The sequence below is a fragment of the Psychrobacillus glaciei genome, from assembly GCF_008973485.1.
In the GTDB taxonomy this organism is placed as follows: Bacteria; Bacillota; Bacilli; order Bacillales_A; family Planococcaceae; genus Psychrobacillus; species Psychrobacillus glaciei.
The window spans coordinates 1,009,667-1,028,921 of sequence record NZ_CP031223.1 but is presented as its reverse complement, the minus strand read 5'-3'; the positions used below and the strand labels follow the sequence as shown (position 1 = coordinate 1,028,921).

The following is a 19,255-nucleotide window of genomic DNA, read 5'->3' as shown; positions in this document are numbered from 1 at the left end:
AAATCCCTAAGTTCTAGAATGCTCTAAAATAATTAGTGGATATCTCTGACTGACTTGAAAACGCTTGTCATCAGTCTAAAAGCTAGTTGCGCTTATACCCAACAACCTTACGGAAAACAGCTATTATTGGTCGATACTCGTCATTTACGAGACCAATTTTTTCTGCAACAATTTCAAATGCGATTAAAATAAAAACAACAATGAAAATAGCCCATCTTAACGTTAATGTTTCAAATGTAATCGCCGAGATACTAAATATCAAACCAAAACCATATATTACTAACACAGTATCTCGATGTGATAGTCCGAGCGCTAACAATCGATGATGTAAATGTGATTTATCCGCAACGGATATGGGCTTTCTATTTACAAGTCTACGAATTATCGCAAACGAAGTATCAAATATTGGTACACCTAAAATCATAACTGGTACAACAAAGCTAAACAATGTCACACTTTTAAACAATCCTAGTAAGGATAATATAGCAATAGAGTATCCTAAAAACATGGATCCAGTATCTCCCATAAAAATCTTTGCTGGATAAAAGTTGTGGAATAAAAACCCAAGTGTACTTCCTAATAAAACTAAAGAGAGTGTTAATATCAACATTTTATCTGCAGAAAATGCTAGAAAAGCAATACTTGCAAATACAATGGAAGAAATACCAGCAGATAATCCATCTAATCCATCAATTAAGTTAATCGCATTTGTTATGGCTAAAATCCATAGTAAAGTAACTACATATGAAAAAATCCCTAGATCAAATACACCTAAAAATGGAATATTTAGTACTTGAATTGTCAAACCACTACCCATTACTGCACAGGCAGCAAGTATTTGGCCTGCTAATTTAACTTTCGCAGAAATTTCATATTTATCATCTATTATTCCCAAAACAATGATGATCAATGCACCAACAATTATTCCATTAATCTTTGCTTCATATAATCCTGCCACAAAATATCCAACAGTTACTGCAATAAATATTGCAAGACCACCTAATCTAGGCATCACATTTTGATGAACCTTTCGTTCCGAAGGTTTATCTACAGCTCCTATTTTATGTGCCAATTTAATAACAAGTGGTGTAACAGCAATTGCGGTTACCAGTGATACGATAAAAGCAAGAAGTAATTTTATATCCAAAAATATCATCCTTGTCTTTTTATTTAATAGTAGTAATTAGTATGTTCTTCATTAATAGACGTGTTAGCAATATTAAAGTTTCTTCAATTAATGATTATACTATAAAAATAGAGTTGTAACCAAGTTTAATATAAAGAAAGAAAAGACTGACTTTTCGCATCGTTATTAGCGAAAATCAGTCTTTCTCACGCCATAATAAATATCGCATTTCTTTTGATATTAATACTTGTGTAAACGCTCGTTTTTTTATGAAAAATCAGGCCAGTTAACTTGATACGTATCACCGTCAATTTGACCTAGTGTTCGATACTTGAATGGTAACAATTCATTCATTTGTAATTCTTCTAAAGCTCTTTCTAGAGGCAATAATTGAAAACTATCATCTTCTTCTATGATTAAATAAGCTCCAACCACTTTTCCTTCTTCTATCGTACTTATTCGCATGTAAGCAGGAAAATACAAATTGTTTGTAGATTGGATAATAGAAGAAGCAAGTACTACATTAGTACCATCCGCAATTACATTGTCTTGATCAATTTTATCAAAAACTTTTAAAGCCCAAGCTTGACGTTTATAATAGCCAATAACCTTTAGGGCTTGCTCATCTGCTATAGAACTAGGCGAATTAATATTCCCCATATTTTTTTCTTCCGAAGTCATGTATTTCCCTCCACAGTTAGCTCTAAATCCTTACCAATTACGTTAACACATATCTAAAGTCACTGCAATAACTAGATCCTTTTGCTTATGGAGTCAGTTTCATAATTCAAAGTTAGAGCATAAAACACGAACAAAATTAAAGTGAAATGTGAGATTATGTCTAATATACTCTTCATAAATCAGCATAATTTCCGCTATCGACGGGTTGAGCGATGAGTCATCCCCGCCGCATTCGTGTCGTTTGCGATGTCTCATCTGTCGCTCCAATCAATAAGATAATCCTTGTTCGTGTATCAATAATGAAATGCTATTTATGAAATTAACTCTATGATCAATCTTTATAGATGGCTTGGATATCATCAATAATGATTTCCCCATTCGATTTATTAGCATTTTCCGTTTGCATATATCGAATTGGTAAATCCATTTTCAGTGGGTAGGTTAAACCAGTTGGAACACTTGCCTCGACAAATTTCCAGTCTGTCCAATTGACATTTTTGTCTAGATCTAGCTGAATTACTTTACCAGTTGCATCAACTAACTGAGCTCTTAACCAATTTCCTTTTCCATCACCTTTTACCCACATACCAATTTTTTTCGGAGGAGTACTAATCGTTAAATTCGTTTTTGCTTTCACATATGCGCCAGACGTACCAGAAGTACCTGTAAAGTCATATACGAGTTTTAACGCTTTTGTACCGTCTCGGTCATTCACTACCTCTTGAACAGAAACAGATTTCACTCGATCTCCAGTTGCTTCGTAATTTAAAATACCTTTATTAAAAGATTCTAATATAGTAGGCGCTACTTCTCCTACTATAACCGGTATTGTAATAGATTTCGAACCATATTTTATGGTAATCGTACCAATTCCGTCTTTATTTTGTGCAGTAAACTTGCCATTTGCTAGAACAGTTCCACCTGTTGCTGTCCAATTAAATGCAGAAGCTTCTGTTAAGACTGCTTGTCCATTTTTCATTCCTTTTGCAGAAAGTTGAATAGCCTGTCCTTTTTGTACTTGTAAATAACTATTCGAAGCAACAATACTATCTAAAGTATTCGTTACTACTAGTTTGATAGTTGTTGATTTCCCATCATACGTTACAACTCCATCATATGTTCCCGGGCTAGCTGAAACGACTTGTTTGCCACCACTTGTAGTCAAAGCAGAAGAAGTTACCTTTCCACTTCCTGACACTGCTACTGGATTCATATATTGGTCGATTCCTTTAACTGGGACAGACAAATCTGTATATGCAGCACCCTGGAATACTTCTAATACATTCGAAGTTGGAGCAATTGTATTTAATGTACTTGTTTTATATTTACTAATAAATAATAAAGTGTTTGAAACCGAACGTTCATACCCATCTGACGGTTTATTTACTACCGTTACTTTGTCATTCCCTAGTTCTCTAGTAACTACAGTAGAAGATCCTCCACCGTCAAATGTCATGGCATAGTTTGCACCTAAATCTTTCATGAGTTTAGCAGTGTTCTGTAAAGTTAACCCTTTACTATTGCTTGTTCTGCCATCAATAACAGCCGTGAAGATACTTCCATCGCTCCGAATACCTACTGCAGTTCGGGGAGCAACGCCTGCTACTTGGATTGTTTGAAGTGTTCCATTTTTCACTAAATGATATCGTCCGCTTACCGCTTCTCTCACATCATTCCATTCTGCAGGAGTAAAGCTTGTATTTATCTCAATTTTGTCCCCAACTTGTATAGTTTGTAAGAACTGACTTGCGAAGTTATGTCCAGATAAGATGATTTCATTTCTATTTAATGAAGCATTTCCAACACCTGTGACATTTTCAATAACTGTACCAGTTAAAATTTCTTTTCCATTTAACTTACCAGACTCCACTTTAACTCTTACTTCCGTACCAAGCTCGTTCGTATTTGTTGTTGCGGCAAAATCTCTCGTATAAACGACTAATTGGTTTGCCAATCTTTTTCTATTAACCGAATTAATCGCATATGATTGTTGTCCATTTACGGAAACATTCATCAATACTTGAGGAGCTCCTATAACTGCTTTTCCATCTGCTTTAATACCTAAAACAGCTAATTCATTCAGCGCAGTTTGTGGTGTTGACACAATGGATCCTTCCATCATCATTAAATCAATCGGTTGTCCTTGGCTATCAAAATAATCCGCATTAACTCCAGCAACAACGTGATAAGAATCATTTTGTTTTACACTGTTCGCTTGTGATGAGGTTGTTTCCAGACCAATGAGTTGGTCTTTTGCAAGCTCTGTTTTTAATTCGATATTAGCAGTTTTTCCATCAAAATCGACAACAAAAAGGTTTTGTTTACCAATTTCTCCATCTATATCAAAGTATTTCTTCCGTATACCTGGAGCAATTTGAGTAACGGATTGACTCAATACTTTCCCACCAGTTAGAGTAGGTGTAGGTTCTGTTGGGAATAATGAAGTTGAATTACCCGGTCCTGTACTCGGAGTTCCTTGCGCTACTGCAAGTTCTTGTAATTTCGCTTTGGACGGCGTTTTGTACTCTACATATCCAGCAATTTTAGTAATATACATATTTCCGCCAAGTCCATATTGACCACCGTATAAATTATCATAGCGGTATACTCGATATTGTTCGCCAACTTTTAAGACTCTTTCAAAGACTAATCCGCTAGGAGTACGTTTCCATAGATTAATTGGTTTTATTACTTTAATTTTACCTACTTGACCAGGAACCATTAAAATACCGTCCCAATAAACATTTGTTGTTTGTGCTTCCGCCTGATTTGGTTGGAATAGTGCACCCGTGACAATTGCAAAAACGATAAAAAGGTAAAGCAATTTTTGTTTCATTAAATTAATATTCTCCTTTTTTAAGTAATGCGCAAGCGCCTATGTCTGCCCCGACAAGCAACGTTCTTCTGCGGCGAATTTGCCCAAGAGCAGTTCTCGTTCGGGGTCAAATAACTATTTAAGTAATATCTATGGAATTATCTCCTCATGTACCATCACTTTCGTTTCTTCTATATTTCGTTTTCCATTTATCTCATTGTTATTATTGCTTTTTCTTTCGGTTTTTTTCAATTGTATATTTCCATAGATTACTTCCGCCATCATTATAGTAAAGGTCTCCGTTCACATCTTTCGCAAGACCATAAACCCCTTTGTCTTTCAACCACTCTACAGTTAAGTTATCTTTACTTACTCTAAAAAGCTTCCCTTCGACACTTCCGAAAATATACCCATCGTCACTATCTACAATTTGTGCATTACGGAATCTACCTGAGATTAAAGGCAATAGCTCAACGGATCTAACTTCTGTCCCTTCATCTGTATAAACGAATAGTTTTCCATCTGCCATACCCCATATTTTTTTATTACTATCTACTATTAAACTTGTAATCATACTAGAGTCAAAAGGTAGATTAATGTATGTTTTATCCTCTGGATTTCTTCTATTGAAATAGAAGAATCTTGCCCCTCTTGGATTTACTTGTTGATTTGCATGAATAGACGTTCCACCAAATACTTGAGATCCTCTACTTACCAAAGAAACGATACTTTGGTTGTAAATATAATCTTCATATACGTCAATTTTCTTTGTGATGGTATCATAAAATGCTAGATCCCCACCACCAACACTTGCATCTGGTAAAGTTCCAAAAATAATTTCTTTCCCGTCATTAAAAGGTGTTACAGCAGTTGTTCGTTCTTGCCCATATTGGCTCATTCGAATAACTTCATTTGGATTATCAGTATTCCAAGGAAGTGAACGATCATAAACTAACAATCTAGCAAGCGGATATGCTCCAATATAAAGTTTGTTATTAATGTCAAACATCGTTTCGATTTGACTAACATTTCGATATAACTCTCTATTTCCAGTTGCAACGTCGTATGTCGCAAGTCCCCCCGACATATAGCCATTTGCAAAGATTTTTGTGCCATCTGAGCTAGAAGCTAATGTATATAGTTCTACTGGTTGCTCTGGTAAATCAAATTTAAGATAATTCATTTCTTGCGTTTGAGGATTGTACTCAAATAATTGCCCTAAATTATCTACCATTCCAGATAATACCCATTCTTTCGATTCTTCTTCCTTAGATTCTTCAAGGATTGGAATTGTTGAATGGTGCAGTGGTGAGTTTACTATATCCAGAATGCTCTTATCATTGTGTGTAACAACCGAAGTATTTTCTTTTAACTCTTCTTTGTCTTTTTTACCTTCTTCTATCGCTTTTGTATTTTTCATAACAAAGTCTAAGTTAATAGCTTCTGTTCCTTTTGGTAAAAACAATCCCAGTTCTGTATGCTCTTTTGTACTGAAATCATATTTTATTAATTGTTGTTCTTTTGTATAATACAAAGATTTCCCATCAGGTGATAATTTAGAAAGCGTTTTGGAATTTAAATCAAATTCATCTACTATTTTTAGCGTCTTTCTATCAAAAACTACCGCTTTATTAGAAGGATGTAATCGCGCAACGAGATATTTATCTGTTAATATTAAGTCCTGAGCATATTTTTCAGACATATATTTTGCCGGCAAAAAGGAAGTGAAATTTTTTGTTTTAGGTTTTTTTACTAACAAATCCATTGGAGAGCCAATGGACACAAAAATTTCATCTGTTTTTTCATCGGCTGCTATCGCTTTTACAAACTCTCTTCTTTTACGTATTTGTCCAAACTCTTCAATCTTTTTTGTTATTGTGTCATATGACGCAAGTGATCCACCATAAGCAGAACCAACATATACTTTATTTCCTTCTACTATTAGATCTTGAATAGATGTATCACTTTTATTTGAAAAAATGGCTCCATGTTTTTCAAAAACTTCGGTGTTTGGATCATAACTATAAAGAACACTTGAAACTGAACCCCCAACCCAAAGCTTTCCGTTTTTATCTACATCTAATCCCCAAGCACTTTTAGAATCTTCTAAAGTAAAACTATGTACAATTTCCTTTGTTTGATAATCTACTACAACTAAAGCTGTTGGAGAACCATGCATGATGTAATAAATAAAGTAATCGCCCTTGATATTCGCAGCTATTTTAGATGTAATGGCGGAAGTTTTAAAAATTACTGGACCTAGGTTTTCATGGCCTTCCAAATTTACTTTTTCTTCTGGTTCAGCCTCTACTACATCCTCTAACCATTCTTCGATATTTCTATCAACTTCCACAATTTCTTCACTATTACTATTTTCATTTTTTGGCAACACCAATTCTTCAGCATTTGCAATACTTCCTATTGGTGTTAATAGCATTGCTACTATTACTGGAATATAAACCTTCTTCACAATAAAACCTCCTTCAATTCTATTTTAACATTAACATCATTTGGAAACATTTAAAACTTATTCTTGTAATATAATTGAAATATTAGCAACTTATCTTGTAAATGCTAGTTAGTTTGTTTCATGATATAATGAAGTTTGGAATTTAAAAGTAGGGAGAATGAACATGCTACATTCTATTAAAAAAATGATTTCTGGTGAAGTAATTGAACTAAAACAGCTAAAAAAAATAGTTTACAAAATAAATGCTTTAGAAGATTCATTTGCAAATAAAACCGATGCTGAGTTAAAATCTTACACAGATAAATTCAGTGAACAGTTAAGTAATGGAGTTTCTCCAGAAGAATTAATCGTGGAGGCATTCGCTGTAGTTCGTGAAGCATCTAAACGAGTACTAGGAATGCGTCATTATGACTCCCAACTTATGGGTGGCGCAGTTCTAACCCAATCTCAAATTGCTCAAATGCAAACTGGAGAAGGAAAAACTTTAGTTGCTACTCTACCTGCATATGTAATGGCGTTATATAGAAAAGGAACACATATCATTACGGCAAATGAGTATTTGGCAAGTCGAGATTTCGAACAGATGAAACCTTTGTTTGAATTTTTAGGATTAACAGTTGGTTTGAATATTTCTGGAATTGAAAGCTATGAAAAACAATCAGCATATAAGTGCGATATTACGTATGGTACAGGAACAGAGTTTGGCTTTGATTATTTAAGAGATCATATGGTGCGAAGTGTTGAAGACCTTGTACAGCGACCTCTTTTTTATGCCTTGATTGATGAGGTCGATAGTATATTAATTGATGAGGCAAGAACACCATTAATCCTTGCTGGTAAATCAAATGCAAGCTTGAATTTATTTCCAATCATGCACCTTGTCATCGACTCTTTCAAAGATAATGAGGACTATAATTATTATCCAGAAACAAAGCAAATTGTATTATTGGATAGTGGCGCAGATCGTCTAGAATCTGCTTTTGGCATTGATAATGTATACGATAGTGAGCACCGTGAATTTATGCATATCGCGATGCAAACACTTCGTGCTAAAGTAGTTATGCGTAAAGATGTAGATTATATTGTAAAAGAAGATAAAATCATGATTGTGGACCCATATACCGGCCGTATTATGGAAGGGCGCACATTTAGCGATGGACTTCATCAAGCAATAGAAGCAAAAGAAAAAGTAACGATTAAAGAAGAAAATAATACCCAAGCTTCCGTAATGATTCAGCATTATTTTAGATTATATAAACATGTTTCCGGTATGACTGGAAGCGCAGTTCCATCACGTGAAGAGTTTTGGGAAACATACAACTTAAGAGTAACTGAAATTCCTACAAATAAACCAAATATGCGAGTGGACATGGAAACGCTAGTATATTTAACGGCTGAAGATAAAATGAAAAAGATTGTAGAAGAAACACAAAAACACCATAATAATGGACAACCTGTTTTAATCGGAACTACTTCTATTGAACAATCCGAAAAATATTCTACTCATTTACATGAACTTGGCATTAAACACTCTATTTTAAATGCAAAAACAGTAGAAGACGAAGCAGAATTGATTTCGAATGCAGGACAATTAAACAAAATTATGCTTGCTACAAATATGGCTGGTCGAGGAACGGATATCATTTTAGGAGAAGGCGTTGCAGAACTTGGTGGTCTACATATCATTGGTACTGAGCTCCATAGTAGTGCTCGTATTGATATGCAGCTTCGTGGGCGTGGTGGGCGTCAAGGTGATCCAGGTAGTACTCATTTTATCGTTTCATTGGAAGACGAACTATTCCATTATTATGATGAAGATGAATTTGCTAAATATAAAGGTAAAGTAAAAGCGGATAACACCGGTTTAGTCCTATCACCTAACCCTACAAAGTTCGTATACAATGTACAAAATGTAATTGAAGGCATGCATTTCTCCAGTCGTTCTCATCTATTGAAACTAGATGATATCAATAACGATCAACAAAAAGTCATGTATAATTACCGTGAAAAGGCTTTAAAAGTTGAAAATATGCAAGCACTCATCATCGATGCCATGCATGAACGCCATAACACGCTTGTCGATGAACTTTCTGAACTAAATGTAGACAATGCTAGCCACTCTATTAACTTAAATGAAATAATTGACGAAATTAAAATTATCTCTTTACTAACCTCTAATGAGGAAAATAAATATGCATCTCTTAATATCGAGAACAAAGATCAGCTGAAAAAGTCATTAGAAAGTGTTTATAGTGAATCGTTACAAATCTCAAATAATGCATGTATAGAAGATGAAATCTGGCGTGATATCCAGACTAATTACATGGAAATATTAGACAGACTTTGGATTACTCATTTAGGTAATCTTCATCATTTAAGAGAAGGTATCAGCATACGTGGATACGGGCAAGAAGATCCATATCGCCTATATTCTTACGATGCACTTCATTTGTTCAATGAAATGCTCCATACTTTCTATAGAGATATCATTCGCTATTACCTACAACTGAATGCAACGAAAAACCAATAAGAAAAACGTAAGCGTCTTTATGTGCACCTGGTCTTCTCTATTTCTAGAGTGCTTTGGACGAAACATTTGCTAGACTATTACCTCGGGAATTTTTGTGGATGGAGAAGTGACTGCGTCACTTCTCCATCCACTTTTTTGGGTAATCTGGTGGCGGTTGTTTGTCCGTCGCCATCTTGAAAAATGTAAAGACATAATGCATTTGTTTTGGTTAATGAGAGAATAAATCCTTTCCTATTCTTTTAAAAGCGGACGAAGATGCAATTTCATCCGCTCAGCGCTTCTTTAAATAATGGATGCTATCTATTTTTCTCTAGTAACACCTACTCTAATGATACACCCACTGATTCGTGTATACTGTGTACGGTAAAACTAAAAAAAACTAAAGTATCTAACCCTTGAAATTATACTATGATTCCTTACTAATACTGGATTCTTAGCGATAGCTGAGCAAAATCTTCTTGTTAGGTACTACTCGCTTAATGGATTGTAGTGAAAGGTGGCGACTCCAGACGGAGGCCAACAGGATGTTGGTCACGAAGGCATTGCCACACGATGTGGCGCTCTTAGCCTTCGTTCCTCGGAGACAGATGTGCCATCGCAAACGACGCGAATGCGGCGCCCCCGCGGAACGCGTCCACCTGAAACGAAAATCCGCGGTATTATATAATTCTTTAAAGCACTATGAACACTGGTTTCACAGTACGATTAACCATATACTTTCTTATCTTGTAAGAAAAACGCTAGCGTCCTTTAAGTGCATTTTGTCTTCTCTATTTCTAGAGTTCTTTGGACGAAACATTTGCTACACTATTACCGTTAGAATTTTTGTGGATCATGAAGTGACTTCGTCACTTCATGATCCACTTTTTTCTGTAATCTTGTGGCAGATGTTTATCCGTCTCCATAATGATTTGTGTAGAAACATAGTGCATAAAGTTTGGATAATTAAAAATAATATCCTGTCCTACTCTTTCAAAAGCGGACAAAGAGTCAATTTCGTCCGCTTAGTGCTTCTTTATCGATTGTTTCTACTTATTTTTTCTTTAGTTTCACCAATTATTATAGTATGCCTATTGCATCATATTTTTTTACAATAAAAGTAAAAACTACTGAAATAATAAGTTGAATTGAATCTAAGATTAATCAGGAAATGATTGCGTTAAGAGTATTTAGCGCGGCGGCAAATTTATTTGAATTTCACTTTTTCAGCGTCTCGTAAATTACTGTCTCATTTGACCAAATCAACATGCGTTTTATTTTATATATCGCCAAATGTCACCACCATTTGTGAAATAGATATTTCCATCCGCACCTAATGCTACTCCATTTGCAAGTTGGCTCCCTAACATTTCAAGTTTATAAGATGTCATATGAATACGAAATAATTTATTCTCAATTGTTCCATACATATATCCATCTTTTCCATCCACAAGGGATCCATTTCGAATTTGTCCACTTGTTCGGCTTACGACTAATATAGATTGAGATTTTTTTGTCTTTGAATTGTAAACGAATACAGTTCCATCAGCTACTCCCCAAATAGTAGAAGCAGGACCTGCTACCATTGCTGAGATAAGTCTTGGCTTCGCAATTGGGGAAGATAATTCTTCAGGTTGCGCATTAATATTTTTAGCTGATATTCTAAAAAATTTCGCTGTTCCTATACCTTCTGACTTACTATTGGCGAATGTGGAAGTACCTCCATAAAAGAATCCATTAGAATAGGTTAATGAAACAATACTTTGATTTGGAAATAACGCTTTCCTATGAGACACTTTTTTCGTGTCTAGATTATAATAACTTAGGCTTCCGGATACAGTCCCTTGTTTTGGGTGCGAACCCACCGCGAGTACCTTTTCATTAGGAGCCACCGCTAATGAAATAGGTCTATTTTGTCCCATTTGCGCAACCGAAAAAATAGAAGTTCCGTACGGATTAGTAACGGGATGATAATACATTACTTCACCTGCTGGATAAACGCCTAAATACATTCCTCCATTGTATGCAATCATTCCCTCTACTTGCCCGATACCTGTAATTAATGTTTTATCTGTAGTGATTGGACTAAAAATAGATATTTGTCCAGAAACATAACCGCTAGTGAATATACTCCCGGTATTGTCCGAACCAATAGTATGAATAGGAACACTTTGTTCAGGCAAATTTAATTTTGCAATTTCTACATTATTATTGGATACATTATATAGAAGATGCGTCCCCGTATTGCCTAACAATCCTGTTAATATTGTTTCTCCCGAAGGTATTTTAACAAAGTCTAGGGAAACTGCCTCTGTTCCTGCCAAATTAACTTTCATATCTTCTGCAATTCTTGTTTTTGGATTAAAGCGATACAAACTAGTAGATGAATTTTTCATGTACGAATAATAAACACTTCCATCCAACGGAGAAGCAGAGGAAACCCCTCGAGATCCTGCTGGTAATTCTTTTATAAATTTATTCGTATTAGCTTCAAATACTAATACTTTTTTACTTGGACTAACCTTCGCGAAAATAAGTCCTTGCGCATAATCTAGATCATACACATCGTTTTCATTTTTATATGCTGCAGGTAAAATTTCCATTTTTTTATTTGTTTTTAAATCCCAAACGATTAAAGAAGCTTTGGAACCCGATCCAACAAATAATCGGTCACTTCCATTTTGAAAAGCAAGGCTACGTGCATTTTTTTGAACCCCGGTAACTTCTCCAAGCGTTGTAAATTTTCCGTTTTCAAATTTAAACACTTTCCCATTAGGAGCAGTGCTTCCATAAATCGCATTACCTACTACTTCTAAGTCTAAAATAGATGTATGACTTTTATCAGGAGTTCCATGGTTCGTTAATTTCTTCGTAGTAGGATTATAACTATATAAAGCAGCGGTTGGCGTTCCACCAATCCAAGCTTGTCCACCTGCATCTGCGGTAATTGCCCAAGCAGCAGTTGATTTCGGTAATTTAACTTGATCTACCAATTCTTTTGTGGGTAGCTTATAGACTGCAAGAACCGCTGGATCTCCTTGAAGAATTACATATTGATAAGATTTACCATTTATATTAGCCGCTACCCCACTCATCGCTACAGTTCGAACAAAAGAGGGGCCAATCTTTTCTAAATCTCCCTTTGCTAGGTTTCCATTTGTTGCTGCTGAAACTTTCGAAGCAGCAATTAAAAACATGATTAATAGTCCTATACGTAAAATATTTTGTCCAATCGTCTTCATAACATCCTCCGTTATCCATCATTATATGTATACCATATCCAATTTTATCAAATACTTCGAGAATAGATAGAGTTTGATATTAATCATACAATACTTTTAAAGAACACTGTCTTTGAAATAATACTGCGGTGTAAAAGCCTCTTTTCCATTTCCTAATGAATGCTTAATAAATTGGATGAAATGCATACTGACAATACTGCTTATTAATAATTTCATCATTTTTTTCATACTAATAACAATACATTGGTCCACAAAAGAAACGAGGTTCCTCATGTCAAAGAAAATTATCTGGATTACACTTATTTCGTGTTTTTTTATTGGTGGTGCCGTCTATGCAGGCAGTTTATATAATGATGTTTCTACTACTATAGAAACAATACATGAACCTGAAATTCGGAAGGTTTCCGAGTTAAGAACTACCGAAGTAGAACTAGTGAAGAAGGAACCTTTCTCTTTACTCCTTCTTGGTGTAGATGAACGAGAGCATGACAAAGGACGGTCTGATACAATTATCATTTTAACGGTTAACCCATCGACTGATTCAACCAAAATGGTTAGTATTCCAAGAGATACGTATACCGAAATTATTGGAAGAGACAAGTTAGATAAAATAAATCACGCCTATGCTTTTGGCGGTAACGATATGGCTTTAAATACGGTAGAGAATCTACTGAATATCCCGATTGACTATATAATTCAAGTAAATATGGAAAGTTTTTTAGAAATTGTTGATATTGTCGGAGGGGTTACTGTTGATAATGCAACTTTTTTTGAAGTGAATGGTTACCCATTTGATAAAGGGACCATCCATTTGGACGGAGAGCAGGCATTGAACTATGTTCGAATGCGAATGGATGATCCACTCGGAGATTTCGGAAGACAGGTAAGGCAGAAACAAGTACTTCAAGCCATTTTAAAAGAAGGTGCTTCCCTCAATAGCTTGTGGAAATACAAAGATTTCTTATCATCCATACAGCAGAATATTCGAACAAATATGACGTTTGGACAGATGATCGATATACAAAAAGGTTATAAAAACTCAATAAATAATATGGAAACCTTAGCATTCCAAAAAGGAAAAGGTCAGAGAATCAATGGTATTTGGTATTATATAATGGATCATGAAGAATTAGAGAATGTAACAAAAGAATTGAGGGATCATTTGGGGTTGGAGTGATAAGAACTATTACTTAAATATAAAGATTTTACGAGTAATTTTTCTTTAATGATTAAATAATGCAAAGCAAAGGATAGCCTTTCTATTTTACATTTAGAGGGCTACCCTTTTTATTTAGATTTCTTTAAATTTTATCTTTCCACCATTTCTTAATTGTGCTATTTTCCACAAATCTTTATCAGCAACTTTGCCTAACGTTGCATAACCTCCCACCGTCTGAGCATCTGCCATTAATACGACAGGTTGACCATTTGAAGGAACTTGAATTGTTCCAAACTGAGTAGCCTCAGAAAGAATATCACTCTTATTCATAAAATGAAGCTTCGGTCCATTAATATAATAGCCCATCCGGTCTCCACCTTTGTATGTATACTCCGAATTAAAAAAAGTATGGACGCTTTCTTTTTCGACTAGGGACAGATGTGGACTTTGCCAAACTTCAACTTCCACTTCTTGATTATATGTAGGTATTTCTGATGCAACTAACCCACGTTGTAACTTTGGCAGTGATAAGTTAGGTACGAACAAAACCAATCCTTTTTTTATAGTGACACCAATATTAGCTTTAGGGTATGCTGATTTACTTCCCAACGTTGTTACAGAATCGAATCCACCTACCGCGAAAATATATGCTATACTTCCATGCATTGGTTTGGTGAAGGAAAGTATCTGACCTTTAGTAACAGTAATAGTCTTCCATAAAGGAGCTTTCATACCGTCTATTTCTGCATGGAGATCTGCTCCACCAATTGCAATTGTATGTGTCGCTAATACTTCTAGAGAAAGTCCTCCTAAAAACAATTCAATCGCTGCAGCATCTGGTAAATTTCCGATGATTTTATTTCCTAAACGGAAAGCTTGGGCATCCATAGGACCTGCAGTAGGTATTCCAAATGCACGATATCCTATTCTACCTTCATCTTGCAAAGAAGCATAAACAGCTTCTTTACACACGCGAAATAATTCCTTCATTAAACCATCTCCAAAGGAGCAACCTTAACATTTTTTGCTTCTAGTATTTTTCGAGTTTTTCGGACAATTTCCACTACATTTTTTCCATCACCATGAAAGCAAAGTGTATCCGCTTTTATTTCAATCATTTTTCCACTACTAGTCTCTACTTGTTTTTTCATCACGATGTTTTCCACTTGTTTCTCTATATCTTCAAAATGTGTAAGTACTGCATTTGGGTGACTTCGATGAACTAGACGACCTGTATCATCATATTTTCGATCAGCAAATGCCTCTCCAGCAGTTTTTAGGCCGATATTATTTCCTGCTACTAGCAATTGACTATTACAAAGGCCGAAAAGAATAGCGTTCGGCGCAATATCAAATACTGCTTGGGCAATTGCACTTGCAATAGTTGCATCATCAGCAGCTATATTATACAGTGCGCCATGTGGTTTTACATGTGTAAGTGCCACATGATGAATATGACAAAATGCTTGTAATGCACCTATTTGATATACAACCATTTCATACACTTCTGTTTCGCTCATACTTATATTTCTTCTTCCGAATCCTTGTATATCGGGAAAGCCAGGATGAGCACCTACGGAAAGGTGATTATCTTTTGCAGCCTTTACTGTTTTATTCATTACTGTAAAATCACCTGCATGAAATCCGCAAGCAATATTTGCTGAAGTAATTACTTTAAAAAGCGCTTGATCATCTCCAAGAATGTAGTGACCAAAGCTTTCTCCAACATCTGCATTTAAATCTATTCTCATATATCCACTTCCTTTATGAATCGATGATTTGCACTCGAATCATTTTTCATTTCCCACTCGATGCTTTGATATTCCTCATTACTAACTGGAGAGAATTGTAATAAATCACCAGCTTTTAAGAAAAAGGGATTTTCCCGTTTTAATGAAAATATTTCTAAAGGGGTTCTCCCAATAATATTCCATCCACCAGGTGATTCTATTGGATAAATACCAGTTTGACTTCCACCAATACCAACCGCACCCCTGGGAACTTTGACTCTCGGTTTATTGAGTCTAGGGACAAACAATTTAGGATTTAAATCACCTAAGTATGGAAACCCGGGTAAAAAACCAATCATATAAACTGTATATATTTTCTCTGAATGTAAATGGATGATTTCCTCTTTTGAGCGACCGATTAATTGCTCGATTCTTTCCAGGTCTTCACTATATGGCTCCTCATAACACACTGGAATAGTAATCTTTCTAGTTATGGAATGAGTACTATCTCTTTTATAACTTTTCCATTTTTCAAGAACCTCTTCGATTCTTATTGTATCTAAGATGGATGACTTTTTAAAAAATGCTGTAACAGTATGATAGCTAGGGACTACTTCTTCCAAGTAATGATTCCACTCGGAAATTAAAAAATCAGAGAATGAGTGAACAGATTGGTAAACTTCCAAACTAATCACTTCTCCAAAACTAAATCGAAGTGTTCTCTCACCTGTTCTCCACACTTCAGGCATATTATTTTTCATGTTCTTCTAAAACTTCAATACACGTTATAATACTTTTCTTCAAGTCCTCGTGCGACCAGCTCGGAATATTACCATGTTGAATAGCAAGTTCGTGAGAAGCAGGAATATGAATAAAACCAGAAAGCATTTTACTATTCATTATTTTTGCATGATGCAGACCTTCATACATCACATTGTTACATAAATAAGTACCAGCACTATTGGAAATCTCTGCAGGTAGTCCGTTGTCGATAAGCTTATTCACCATTTTACGAATTGGTAATGTAGATAAATATCCTGGTTCACCAACTTCTTGAATTAATTCATCTACTGGTTTATTCCCCTCATTATCTACATCGCCATCTTTAAAGTTAATCGCAATACGTTCCGGCGTTATTTTATATCTTCCTGCAGCTAATCCAAGCGAAATATGAACATCTGGTTGTATTTCTTCCAAAGATTTTAGCAATTGTTTACCTGAAGATTTAAAATCTACCGACATTATATTCCCTATAATTTGATAATCTCCAATGATTAAACCATCTAATTCCTCAACAATTTTCATTGTAGGATTCACAGTGTAATGTAAAAAAGGTTCGAATCCTGTTAACAGTAGTTTTTTCATCATTTCGCCTCCGTTTGTAAAATTATTGGACGTATTCGATATTTTCGTAAAGTTTCTGTTGGGCTATTTTTAGGAAATCTATTATTTCAAAATTAAAAAGATATTGAGATTCTACACTGCTTTCTAACACTTTGTCATATACTACCTCATCCGCTGCACCCCAATCTGGTTAACAAAGGCTTCAAAAATAGAATAAAGCGCATTTGGAAAAATGTCCTTCAAGTGAATATGAATAAATTTATACTATATAGATGAAACGCACAACTAACCTTTTAAATTTAGGATAAACTCCTCTATTCGATCTAATCCCTTTTCAAGTACCTCCATTGAGTAGGCATACGAAATGCGAATATATCCTTCTCCAAAAGGTGTAAATACACTACCTGGAACTACTGCAACCCCACCTTCATGCAATAGTTTCGTTGCAAAATCAAACGAAGTCATGCCAAGTCTTTCAATGGAAGGAAAAATATAAAATGCCCCATTCGGCTTTTCCACAGGTAGTCCTATTGCCATTAAACGATTGAAAACATAGTCACGTCTTTTTATATACTCAATATTCATCTCACTTGGTGTATCTTTTGAATTGATTAACGCCTCAATAGCTGCATATTGACCTGGTACAGAGGCACAAATCGTATTAAATGCATGCACTTTAACGACTTGCTCCATTACTTCTGCTGGTCCCATTAAAAATCCTATGCGCCATCCTGTCATCGAATGTGATTTGGATAAGCCGTGAATATAAAATAATTTATTTCTTAATGCTGGATAAGCTGCAAATGAAGTATGTGTCCCTGAAAAAGTGTTTTCACTATAAATTTCATCCGTTAAAATATAAATATCTTTTTCGATTAATAGATCCACTAGTTGATTCACAGTTTCTTTCCTCAACACGACACCTGTTGGATTGGATGGATAATTAAAGAATACAGCCTTTGTCTTTTCAGTTATAAGCTCTGCCAGTTTTTCTGCTGAAGGTTGAAAATTTGTTTCCGTCGTATCTAAATAAACAATCTTAGCCCCGCAAAAGTGAATAATTGGTTCATATCCCGAGTAGCAAGGAGCAGGTAATATGACCTCGTCCCCTTCTTTTAATATTGTGCGAAAGACAGTATCAATTGCTTCACTTGCCCCATTTGTAATGACAATTTCATTTTGTGGATCATAGGAAAAGCCATATTTATTCGTGAAGAAGGTATTAACAGCATCTCTTAGTTCAAGCAATCCCGCATTATGTGAGTACCCCGTTAAGTTTTGTTCTATTGCTTGAATGCCAGCATTTTTCACTGCTTTAGGCGTCGGAAAATCCGGCTGTCCAATGGTTAAATTAATCGCATTCGGAAAATGAACTAACTGATTAGAAAACTGTCTTATGCCAGGTACTTTTAACACTTTAGCTCTTGGATTCAAATCTAGAGACATTTCAAGTCATCCTTCTTCCTCTATTAATATATAATGCTTTCAATGGATAATATACTGCCTACGTTCATGATATATAACAGAGATTGGCTTGTAAATAATAATTGTTAGAATAATAAAAAAATAATAGCTATACAACAAAGTTAAATGTTGTATAGCCATTTTTTATTGTTACATTTGGTCAGTTTCTAGACTTACTTGCCATTCAATACCAAATCTATCTTTTAGATTGCCATAGCATTTGCTAAAAAAAGTTTCTTGAAGATCTGCACCTACTTTTCCGCCTACTTTAAGTGCTTCAAAAGCAGATCTAACTTCATTTTCATCTGCACTAACGAATGCCAAGCTAACATTATTACCTTCAATAAAAGGAGATCCTGGAAAAACATCTGAAAACATTATGTTGCTTCCACCAATGTTAAGTCGAGTGTGCATAACTAAATCTTTTGCTTCCTCAGGTAATGTGTAATCTGGACTTGGTGGCGCTTCACCAAAAGTCATAATTTGTGGTTTTTCGGTCTTAAAAACCTCTGCGTAAAACTCTGCAGCATCGCGGCAATTCCCGTTAAAATTAAGATATACATCCACTGCCATTTGATACACTCCTCTTTTTGTCGAATTATTCATTCAATAATGAATGCCATACACATTGTACCATTTTACACTTAAAATATAACGGACTTTTATGCATTTCTATTTAATCATTTTTTTACAGTTAATGGCACTTCTAAACCAA

The 19,255-nt window shown here is 35.1% G+C and carries 13 protein-coding genes; 2 read left to right on the top strand and 11 right to left on the bottom strand.

Translation table 11 applies throughout. The annotated features are described in order from the left end of the window. Nucleotides 1-82: 82 nt before the first annotated feature. From PB01_RS04585 to PB01_RS04570, 4 genes are all read right to left on the bottom strand, one after another. Nucleotides 83-1,147, bottom strand: coding sequence for a glycosyltransferase family 4 protein (locus tag PB01_RS04585; protein ID WP_151699100.1), 1,065 nt, complete (start codon nt 1,145-1,147; stop codon nt 83-85). Between the two features lie 246 nt (nt 1,148-1,393). Then, nucleotides 1,394-1,807 carry a hypothetical protein gene (locus tag PB01_RS04580; protein ID WP_151699099.1) on the bottom strand — a complete coding sequence of 138 codons (414 nt, stop codon included), beginning with the start codon at nt 1,805-1,807 and terminating at the stop codon, nt 1,394-1,396. 331 nt (nt 1,808-2,138) lie between these two features. Next, complete coding sequence (locus PB01_RS04575; protein ID WP_151699098.1) at nt 2,139-4,643, bottom strand: phosphodiester glycosidase family protein; 2,505 nt, start codon at nt 4,641-4,643, stop codon at nt 2,139-2,141. Nucleotides 4,644-4,845: 202 nt separating this feature from the next. Next, nucleotides 4,846-7,092, bottom strand: a complete 2,247-nt coding sequence (locus PB01_RS04570; protein ID WP_151699097.1) for a hypothetical protein — start codon at nt 7,090-7,092, stop codon at nt 4,846-4,848. A 163-nt stretch (nt 7,093-7,255) separates the two neighbouring features. Here PB01_RS04570 and secA point away from each other — a divergent pair, with 163 nt between their 5' ends. Then, on the top strand, nt 7,256-9,622 hold the full coding sequence (secA, locus tag PB01_RS04565; RefSeq protein WP_192797474.1) for a preprotein translocase subunit SecA: 2,367 nt from the start codon (nt 7,256-7,258) through the stop codon (nt 9,620-9,622). A 1,253-nt stretch (nt 9,623-10,875) separates the two neighbouring features. On the opposite strand, the gene PB01_RS04560 is transcribed toward secA, so the two are convergent. Then, entirely contained in the window at nt 10,876-12,843 is a 1,968-nt protein-coding gene (locus tag PB01_RS04560; RefSeq protein ID WP_151699095.1) for a WD40 repeat domain-containing protein, read from the bottom strand. 271 nt (nt 12,844-13,114) lie between these two features. On the opposite strand from PB01_RS04560, the gene PB01_RS04555 reads away from it, so the two are divergent. Continuing rightward, nucleotides 13,115-14,020, top strand: coding sequence for an LCP family glycopolymer transferase (locus PB01_RS04555; RefSeq protein WP_151699094.1), 906 nt, complete (start codon nt 13,115-13,117; stop codon nt 14,018-14,020). A gap of 114 nt (nt 14,021-14,134) precedes the next feature. Here the strand turns inward: PB01_RS04555 and PB01_RS04550 are convergent, their stop codons facing one another. The 6 genes from PB01_RS04550 to PB01_RS04525 all read right to left on the bottom strand — a co-directional run bounded on the left by PB01_RS04550 (nt 14,135) and on the right by PB01_RS04525 (nt 19,113). Continuing rightward, complete coding sequence (locus tag PB01_RS04550) at nt 14,135-14,992, bottom strand: 5-oxoprolinase subunit C family protein (RefSeq protein ID WP_151699093.1); 858 nt, start codon at nt 14,990-14,992, stop codon at nt 14,135-14,137. Next, complete coding sequence (locus tag PB01_RS04545; RefSeq protein ID WP_151699092.1) at nt 14,992-15,753, bottom strand: LamB/YcsF family protein; 762 nt, start codon at nt 15,751-15,753, stop codon at nt 14,992-14,994. Before PB01_RS04545 ends, PB01_RS04550 begins: the two co-directional genes overlap by 1 nt. Continuing rightward, complete coding sequence (gene pxpB / locus PB01_RS04540; RefSeq protein WP_151699091.1) at nt 15,750-16,493, bottom strand: 5-oxoprolinase subunit PxpB; 744 nt, start codon at nt 16,491-16,493, stop codon at nt 15,750-15,752. Before pxpB ends, PB01_RS04545 begins: the two co-directional genes overlap by 4 nt. Continuing rightward, a complete protein-coding gene (locus PB01_RS04535; protein ID WP_151699090.1) occupies nt 16,483-17,097 on the bottom strand; it encodes a pyroglutamyl-peptidase I in 615 nt (204 codons plus the stop codon). The genes pxpB and PB01_RS04535 overlap by 11 nt, the downstream gene beginning before the upstream one ends. Before the next feature lie 264 nt (nt 17,098-17,361). Then, complete coding sequence (locus PB01_RS04530) at nt 17,362-18,522, bottom strand: aminotransferase class I/II-fold pyridoxal phosphate-dependent enzyme (RefSeq protein WP_151699089.1); 1,161 nt, start codon at nt 18,520-18,522, stop codon at nt 17,362-17,364. A 168-nt stretch (nt 18,523-18,690) separates the two neighbouring features. Further along, nucleotides 18,691-19,113 carry a VOC family protein gene (locus PB01_RS04525; RefSeq protein ID WP_151699088.1) on the bottom strand — a complete coding sequence of 141 codons (423 nt, stop codon included), beginning with the start codon at nt 19,111-19,113 and terminating at the stop codon, nt 18,691-18,693. Nucleotides 19,114-19,255: the final 142 nt, after the last annotated feature.